Consider the following 6,798-nt stretch of genomic DNA (forward strand, 5'->3'; position numbering starts at 1 on the left):
GGCGGGCATCCTTGCCGCTCCCGCCAGTCGCGTCGTCGCCTTTCAGCCACAGATTTTGCAGGTGAACCACAGGGCCCAAGCCGGCCAGGGTGAGCGCATCGATCGTCGCCGAGGCATTGGCCGAGGCGCGATTGGAGTTGAACACCACTTCGATGCCGCTGGCACGCGCCGCCCGCAACGCGTCGAGCACGCCAGGGACGGGGTTGACCGCGGTTACCCCGCTTGCCTCCCAGCGATCCCAGCGCTTCTGGTCATACGCGCCGCTACGCTGGCTGTCGTCGGCTTCGTAGCCGAGGTTCAGCAGCGCGGTCTCGTCGATGTCGAGCACGACCGCGGGGCGCTGCCTGGGGCCGCATTTGAGGAACTTGGGCGCGTCCAACGTCGCGTCGGGCGCGAGCACGACCGACGAGACCGGATGACCAACCGCGAAATCGCCGCCGCGCGCGACCAGGAAATCGGTCAGCGTAAGATAGGCCTGGATCGACACCGCCGACGCTTCGCCCGAGCCGTAGAGATATTGCATTCCCGGCGGCACGGTGCCCGGCGCCGGTAGCGGAGGTGTCGCTGGCGTGGCCGGGCCGGCAGAGGGAATCGCGTCCGCCGCCGGGACTCCGGTCGGCACGGCCTGCGCGCCGGCGGCCGCGACCGCCGGCGGGGTCGCCGACGGCAGATCCTCATCCTTCTTGCCGAAGAACTGCTTCTTGCCGATCGCGCCCGCCGCCAGCACCGGCACAGCGGCAGCGACGCACCCGCTGGTCGCGGTGCTGCCGACGAGCAGCATCAGCAGTGCGAAGCGCCCTTTGCTCACGCCGCTGTCCGCTCGCGCACGGTGCGGAATTCGATCTTCTTGTCGTAGGGGCTGCCGAGGATCAGCCGGTTCACATAGATGCCGGGCAAGTGGACCTGATCGGGATCGAAGCTGCCGACCGGAACGATTTCCTCGACTTCGGCCACGCAGACCTTGCCGGCGGTCGCCATCGGCTGATTAAAATTGCGCGCGGTCTTGCGAAAGATGAGGTTGCCGGCCTCGTCGGCCTTCCAGCCCTTGACGATCGCCAGGTCGGCGCGGATGCCGCGTTCGAGGATATAGTCCTCGCCGTCGAACGTCTTCACTTCCTTGCCCTCGGCGACCTGGGTGCCGACCCCGGTCTTGGTATAGAAGCCGGGGATGCCGGCGCCGCCCGCGCGGCAGCGTTCGGCGAGCGTGCCCTGGGGGCAGAATTCGACCTCGAGCTCGCCGGCCAGATATTGACGCTCGAATTCCTTGTTTTCACCGACATAGGAACTGATCATCTTCTTCACCTGGCGGGTGCGGAGCAGCTTGCCGAGACCTTCCCCGTCGACGCCGGCATTGTTGCTGGCGATGGTCAGGTCCTTGGTCCCGGCGTCGCGGATCGCGTCGATCAGGCGTTCGGGAATGCCGCACAGGCCGAACCCGCCGGCACAGATCGTCATGCCGTCGAACAACACGCCATCGAGCGCCGAAGCGGCATCGGAATAAAGCTTACGGGCCATGCGGACTCCTTGGGTGATGCGCGCCGAATAGATGGCGGCGCGACAAGGAGCAAGCGGGGCCACCGACATTGCGATCGAGCCGGACTCACTGTTCGCATGTGCGGCAAAATAGCGGCGGTCGCTCATCGCATCCGCCCAAATCCCGCCACGAAGCGTGTCCAACACGCGACGAACCGGGGGGTCGCGAGGCCCTCCGGTTTTTGTTTTTACAGGAGTTTTTATGCGTTTCGTTATCGCGTCCGCCCTGTTGGCCAGTGCCGCCATCGCTACCCCTGCTCTCGCGCAGGATGCCCCCGCTTCCGCCCCCGAGGGCAAGGAATTCCAGGGCTTCAAGATCCTCGCGGTGACCGGCATCGACCGCGTCACCAGCTCGATCCAGAATGAGACCGGTCTGACTTATGGCGGTGTCGTCGGCTATGACGTGCAGTCGGGCAATGCGGTGTTCGGCGTCGAAGGCGAAATCGACGGCTCGACCGCCAAGGATTGCGCCAACAACGTCATCGCCGCGGGCGACCGCGTCTGCGTCAAGGCAGGCCGCGATCTCTATGCCGGCGTCCGCGCCGGTGTCGTCGTCGGCAACAAGGCGCTGCTCTACGTCAAGGGTGGCTATGCCAATGGCCGGATCACCGGCACCTACACCGCCGGCGGCGTCACCACCAAGGATAGCGGTAATTCGGACGGCTGGCGCGTCGGCACCGGCGTCGAACTGCCGGTGGCGAAGAACATGCTCGTCCGCGCCGAATATCGTTACACCAACTATTCGGACACCGATTTGGCCCGTCACCAGGGCGTGATCGGCTTCGGCGTGAAGTTCTGATCTGACGATCAAAATCTAACGGACAGCAGGGGCCGCGCGGGGAAGCTCGCGCGGCCTTTTTCGTTTTTAAACCTGCGTGCCGAACAAATGACCGATGGCGGCGGTGACCGCCATTGCGAGCGCGCCCCAGAACACGACGCGTATCGCCCCGCGCATCTGGCTCGCGCCGCCGGCCCGGGCTCCGATCGCGCCGGTCGCGGCGAGCAGCACGAGCGTGACGGCCATCACCGCCACGACCAGCGAGCGGCCGCCGAACAGCAAGGTCATCAGCACCGGGACGATCGCTCCGGTGGCGAAACTGGCGGCGGAGGCGAGCGCGGCCTGGACCGGCCGCGCGGTGAGGTCCTCGCTGATCCCGAGTTCGTCGCGCAGGTGCGCACCCAGTGCATCGTGCGCCATCAACTGATCGGCTACCTGAAGCGACAGATCATGGTCGAGCCCGCGTTGGCGATAGATGGCGGCGAGCTCCTGCCGTTCGGCTTCGGGCTCGTCGGACAATTCCGCGGTTTCGCGCGCAATGTCGGCGCGTTCGGTATCGGCCTGGCTGCTGACCGACACATATTCGCCCGCCGCCATCGACAGGGCACCGGCGGCGAGCCCCGAAATCCCGGTCAACAGGACGGTGGTGCGGTCGGCATTGGCGGCGGCGACCCCGACGATCAGGCTGGCGGTCGATAGGATACCGTCATTTGCGCCAAGCACGGCCGCGCGCAGCCAGCCGATGCGCTGGACCAGATGCCGTTCGCGGTGTCGTCGGATCGCCATTCGCCCCTTTCGTAAATTGTTTCCGGCTCGAAACAATAAGGAGTTCCGCGAAGACCTTTCAGCGCAGCGTGCCGCTTTCAAGGCCGAGCGCCGTCTCGAGATCGGCTAGCGCCTGCTCACCGGAGGAAACCTTGATCGCCGCCATACCGAGCGCCGCGGCGGGTTTGCAGTTGATGCCGAGATCATCGAGATAGACGCAGTGGTCGGGCGTCACGCCCAGCGCGTCGCAGGCCAGGCGATAGATTGCCGGATCGGGCTTGCGGATACCGATTTTGGAGCTTTCGACGACATGGTCGAACCGCGCCATGATCGCCGCGATCGCCTCGGCCTTTTCCGCGGTCGACGACATCTGGGCGCCGTGGCCAGCGGGAACGTTGTTGGTGATGCAGCCGATGCGATAGCCGTTCGCCTTTAGCCAATCGAGCGCGGCGACCATGTCCGGACGGATGTCGCCCGACAAAAGCGCGAGGACGTCTCGCCCGGGAAGCTCATGACCCAAGGCGCGTGCCTCTTCCGCAAACAGGGAGTCGAACGACGCGGCGTCGATCTCGGCGCGCTCGAACAGCGCCCAGGCATTGGCGTCGGGATTGGCCGAATTGATCCGGCGGACGAGATTGTGCGGCAGGCCCCGCTCCGCCTCCATCCGGTTGAACGCTTCGAACGGCGAAGAGGTGATCACCCCGCCGAAGTCGAAGATCACCGTGTCGCGCGTCATGGTTCGATGAGCAGACCAATGCGCGGATCGACATTCCCGGCCACCGCATCGCGATAGGCTGTAAGCGCAGCCTCGGCGCCCGGGCGGCGCTCGATCGCGGTCAGCCGCCTGGCCGTGGGCATGAAGTCGAGCCACGCGTCTTCGCTCTGCCGGCGCAAGCCATGCGCGCCCCAGTCCTTCGAGCGCTTCTTCATCCTGCCTGGCGCGAAGAATCCGATCGGGCGCGGTCCCGGCAGCGCCGCGCCGCCACGCTCGGCATCCCAATGCGTGATGCCGACGATCATATCGACCGCCAGCGCATCGCCGAAGCGTTCATGCACCGCGCGCGTCGCCGCCGGATTGCCGGCGAAGTCGACCAGGGCGACCTTTCCCTCGGCCTCAATGGTGTCGATCGCGTCATAGTCGACGACCTGATCGTACAATCCGGTGTCGGCCGTAAAGGCGGCGCTCCGCGATGAGGCAAGTGCGACCAGCCGCGGCGCCTCTCCCCGCGTCTTCATCACATGCGCGAAGCTGAGCGCGGTCTTGCTCGACGCACCGCTGACGATGATCGTCTCGGCATCGAAATCGTCTTCGTCCTCGAACTGATCCGCGATCAGCCAGCCGGTCAGGAACAACGGGCGATAGACCGGCCACCAATCGTGATCGGTCTCACGGTGATCGCCCAGCGCCTTCAACCGCGAATATTGGTTATAGGCGGCCGGCAACGACACGCGGCGTGGCGTCACCTCGGTGAATCCGGTGCCGCGGATTTGGTCGGCGGCAAGCACGGCATGGCTGGCGAGCGGCCAATAGCCGTAGAAGCGGTCACCCACCGAAATACCCTCGGCCGCCGACCGCGTCGCCGTCGCGAATCCCCAGACCGGCAGCCGGCCCGGCTCGTCGCGCGGGGAGAAAAAGTCCCAATAGCCTGCGTCGGGCCCGAGGAACGGGGTCTTCTGGCCCAAGGCGGCATACGTGATATTGTTGGCGGTCAGCGCTACCAGATCGATCGCGAATTCGGCCTCACCCGGCGCCGGCGCGCGGTCGGGCAGCTCGGCGATTTCCGCCTGCGCGATGTCGTCGCGCGCGATCTCGATTTGCCAGCGGCCCATGATGTTCTCCTGCGTCAAACCGACATGGGTCCGCGTCGCGCTATGTCGCCCCGAACGCTCGAATCCGCAACCTTCAATCCCGCCGTCTCCAGCGCCGCTCGCTGATCGGCGCCGCGCGTGGTCAGCATGATCTGTTCGACCATCACCGACCGCGCGAACAGCGGCGTCGCAAAGACATGGTCGATCCAGGCGGCGGTGCGCGGCCAGCGCGCGGCGTCGGGGGTCCAGCCGGCGAGCGCCGCGTTGCGGAAGAAGCTCGCGAAGGTCAGGTCGATCATCGACAGATCGTCGAACACGAAGCCGGCGACCGGCGCCTGGGGCTCGAGCCAATCCATGATTTCGGGCAAATCGCCGGTGAGGACGGCGGCGACGAGATCCTCATCGGTCTCCTGCTTCCACACGCGCGGCTTCACGTTGCGCTGGAAGAACAGCTTCCAGATCATCACGTCGCCCAAGCGGCTGTCGGCGAATTCCTCCAGCCAGCGAGCCCGCGCCCGCTGGGCGGGATCGGCCGGATAGAGCGGTTTGTCCGGGTAGCGATCGTCGAGATATTCGCAGATCACGGTTGAATCCGGGATCACCAGATCGCCGTCAATCAGGACCGGAATACGCCGGAGGGGATTGAGCCGGGTGAATTCGTCGCCGCCGAAAAACGGCACGATCGGGTCGATCTCATAGTCCACGCCCTTATGGTCGAGCGCCAGGAAGACCTTGCGCGCATAAGGCGAGACGTGATTGCCAATGATCCGCAGCATGATGCCTATCCGTTATAGTTGAGCTTGAGGCCGGGGCGCGGCCAGCGGAGCTTGGCGAGACGCCCGGTCCCCGACAGGCAGATATAAGCATCCATCATATCCGCCCCGCCCCAACAAATGTTGGTGGTGAAGATGTCGTCGGTGGCGACGAACTCGACCAGCTCACCATAGGGCGAAATCACCGAAATACCGCATTCGCCAATCGTCGCGACGCAGATATTGCCATTCTCCTCGATGCCGAGCGAGTCGAAGAATTTGTACCCGGCGGGGCGATAGAGCGGGATGCCGGGACCGCCGGGACCGGCGCTGCCGTCGACCTTGCCCGGGGCGATCACGTTGAACGCCATCAGCCGGCAGGTATAGGTTTCCGCCGCGTAGAGCCGCTTGCCGTCGGGCGACAGGCCGACGCCATTGGGGTTCTGGCTGGGGAAGATCACTTCCTCGAGATGGCTGCCGTCGACCTTGCCGTAGAAAATCCCGACAATGTCGTGGCAGCGCTTATCGTAATCGACCTTGCCGTGATCGGTGAACCAGAAGCCGCCCTCACCGTCGAACACGATATCGTTGGGACCGCGCAGCACACAGCCGAAATCGCCCGACTTGTAGAGAATTTCCACCGCGCCGGTGGCGATGTCGATCCGCTCGATCCGCCCGCCCGAATAGTCCGTGGCGATGCCATGCGGCGCGAGCATGCCGTTATTCTCGATATACTCGAAGCCGCCATTGTTACAGCAATAGAGCTTGCCGTCGGGGCCGATCGCCAGCCCGTTGGGACCACCACCGGGTTCGGCCACAGTTTCCTTGGCGCCGTCGGGGCGGACCCGGGTTATGCGGCCGGCGGCGATCTCGACCAGGATGACGCTGCCATCGGCCATCGCCACCGGGCCTTCCGGGAAACGCAATCCGCTGGCGACGATCTCCATGCACCACTCCCGCTCTTCATGGCCGAGCTACGTACCCGGTCTTCGAAACGGTCATGCCGCGTCCGGTGGGTAAAAGGAAGGCGGTTTAGGGATGAAGTTTTCTAGCCCTCTCCCGTTTACGGGAGAGGGTTGGGTGAGGGTCTTCTTTCTTCTTCCAAGCGGTTCTGAGCGATGAAGAAGAATGAAGACCCTCACCCTCCCGCCGCTTCGCGGC

8 protein-coding genes are annotated in these 6,798 nt (G+C 65.1%); 1 reads left to right on the top strand and 7 read right to left on the bottom strand.

Going from position 1 to position 6,798, the window contains the following annotated elements:
- Window positions 1–808, bottom strand: an 808-nt coding sequence (locus SAS01S_RS23210; RefSeq protein ID WP_281179345.1) for an HAD family acid phosphatase, incomplete at its 3' end; no start/stop codon positions are given.
- Window positions 805–1,515 (bottom strand): CoA transferase subunit A, encoded by a 711-nt coding sequence (locus SAS01S_RS21040; RefSeq protein ID WP_066813048.1) that lies wholly within the window; start codon window positions 1,513–1,515, stop codon window positions 805–807. The genes SAS01S_RS23210 and SAS01S_RS21040, both read right to left, overlap by 4 nt.
- A gap of 220 nt (window positions 1,516–1,735) precedes the next feature.
- Between SAS01S_RS21040 and SAS01S_RS21045 the strand changes: the two genes are divergently transcribed.
- Window positions 1,736–2,332 (top strand): outer membrane protein, encoded by a 597-nt coding sequence (locus SAS01S_RS21045; protein ID WP_066813035.1) that lies wholly within the window; start codon window positions 1,736–1,738, stop codon window positions 2,330–2,332.
- Window positions 2,333–2,398: 66 nt separating this feature from the next.
- Here the strand turns inward: SAS01S_RS21045 and SAS01S_RS21050 are convergent, their stop codons facing one another.
- Genes SAS01S_RS21050 through SAS01S_RS21070 form a run of 5 tightly spaced genes read right to left on the bottom strand, consistent with a single transcriptional unit; the run spans window position 2,399 to window position 6,584 of the window.
- Complete coding sequence (locus SAS01S_RS21050) at window positions 2,399–3,097, bottom strand: VIT1/CCC1 transporter family protein (RefSeq protein ID WP_174544998.1); 699 nt, start codon at window positions 3,095–3,097, stop codon at window positions 2,399–2,401.
- 58 nt (window positions 3,098–3,155) lie between these two features.
- Window positions 3,156–3,812: an HAD-IA family hydrolase gene (locus SAS01S_RS21055; RefSeq protein WP_066813037.1), complete on the bottom strand. Its 657-nt coding sequence runs from the start codon at window positions 3,810–3,812 to the stop codon at window positions 3,156–3,158.
- A complete protein-coding gene (locus SAS01S_RS21060; protein ID WP_066813039.1) occupies window positions 3,809–4,906 on the bottom strand; it encodes a DUF2855 family protein in 1,098 nt (365 codons plus the stop codon). Before SAS01S_RS21060 ends, SAS01S_RS21055 begins: the two co-directional genes overlap by 4 nt.
- 14 nt (window positions 4,907–4,920) lie before the next feature.
- Window positions 4,921–5,661: a glutathione S-transferase family protein gene (locus SAS01S_RS21065; RefSeq protein WP_066813042.1), complete on the bottom strand. Its 741-nt coding sequence runs from the start codon at window positions 5,659–5,661 to the stop codon at window positions 4,921–4,923.
- Between the two features lie 5 nt (window positions 5,662–5,666).
- Complete coding sequence (locus SAS01S_RS21070; RefSeq protein ID WP_066813043.1) at window positions 5,667–6,584, bottom strand: SMP-30/gluconolactonase/LRE family protein; 918 nt, start codon at window positions 6,582–6,584, stop codon at window positions 5,667–5,669.
- Window positions 6,585–6,798 lie beyond the last annotated feature (214 nt).

This window comes from Sphingomonas asaccharolytica NBRC 15499 (assembly GCF_001598355.1).
Lineage (GTDB): Bacteria > Pseudomonadota > Alphaproteobacteria > Sphingomonadales > Sphingomonadaceae > Sphingomonas > Sphingomonas asaccharolytica.

Excerpts from the sequence above, each read along its gene's own strand:
- SAS01S_RS21040 (WP_066813048.1), bottom strand. The coding sequence starts at position 1,515 with ATGGCCCGTAAGCTTTATTCCGATGCCGCTTCGGCGCTCGATGGCGTG.
- SAS01S_RS21060 (WP_066813039.1), bottom strand. The coding sequence starts at position 4,906 with ATGGGCCGCTGGCAAATCGAGATCGCGCGCGACGACATCGCGCAGGCG.
- SAS01S_RS21065 (WP_066813042.1), bottom strand. The coding sequence starts at position 5,661 with ATGCTGCGGATCATTGGCAATCACGTCTCGCCTTATGCGCGCAAGGTC.
- SAS01S_RS21070 (WP_066813043.1), bottom strand. The coding sequence starts at position 6,584 with ATGGAGATCGTCGCCAGCGGATTGCGTTTCCCGGAAGGCCCGGTGGCG.
- SAS01S_RS21045 (WP_066813035.1), top strand. The coding sequence starts at position 1,736 with ATGCGTTTCGTTATCGCGTCCGCCCTGTTGGCCAGTGCCGCCATCGCT.
- SAS01S_RS21055 (WP_066813037.1), bottom strand. The coding sequence starts at position 3,812 with ATGACGCGCGACACGGTGATCTTCGACTTCGGCGGGGTGATCACCTCT.
- SAS01S_RS21050 (WP_174544998.1), bottom strand. The coding sequence starts at position 3,097 with ATGGCGATCCGACGACACCGCGAACGGCATCTGGTCCAGCGCATCGGC.